The sequence below is a fragment of the Oleiphilus sp. HI0079 genome, from assembly GCF_001635105.1.
Window position 1 is genome coordinate 1 of record NZ_LWFT01000181.1, and the last position, 658, is coordinate 658.

At 45.4% G+C, this 658-nt stretch carries 1 pseudogene; it reads right to left on the minus strand.

Features of this window, described 5'->3' with window-relative positions:
* Window positions 1–501 (minus strand): annotated as a pseudogene (locus A3750_RS02620) (hypothetical protein); the annotation flags it as partial.
* Window positions 502–658 lie beyond the last annotated feature (157 nt).

Here is a 658-nt window from a genome sequence, read left to right on the forward strand (position 1 = left end):
CTCTTCCGTCTCGCCTGGTTTTATAGTGATAGACGGGCCGCCTGGGCCATGATGCATGTCCGGGTTTTTCATCATCATTTTTCCATGCTCCATATGCTCATCTTTAGTTGCAATGGAAAACTCATGTACCGTATCGCCAGTATTGGTGATTACGAATTTGACGGTCTCGCTATCTTTGATCTCAAGAGGCTCGTGAATAAACTTCATCGAGTCATTGGCCGTGACCTCAATCGTTCTGTCTACCTCGCTTTCTTTTCCAGGTGAACCAGCAATGCTTTCCATATGATGCCCATGACCACCATGCATACCATGATCTCCGCCATGCATACTTTCATGCATCGATGAATGTGAGTTCTTGTGCATATGCTCATTACTAACACCCTGATCAGGAGCACTATGACCATGAGAGCTATGATCATGGCCGCTCTCACCTGGCCCGCCAAGAGCTACAATTGGGATGACAGCCAAAACACCGATTAACGCGACTTTGCTCGTTTTCATACTTTTTCTCCGTTACTAATTAATTCAACATTGGTTGATTTTTTCCACAAATAAAAGATTACTGGTATGACGAGAAGCGTAAGGATTAGCGTCGAAATCATCCCTCCAACCATCGGACCAGAAATTCGTTGCATCACCTCAGAACCGGTGCCATCAC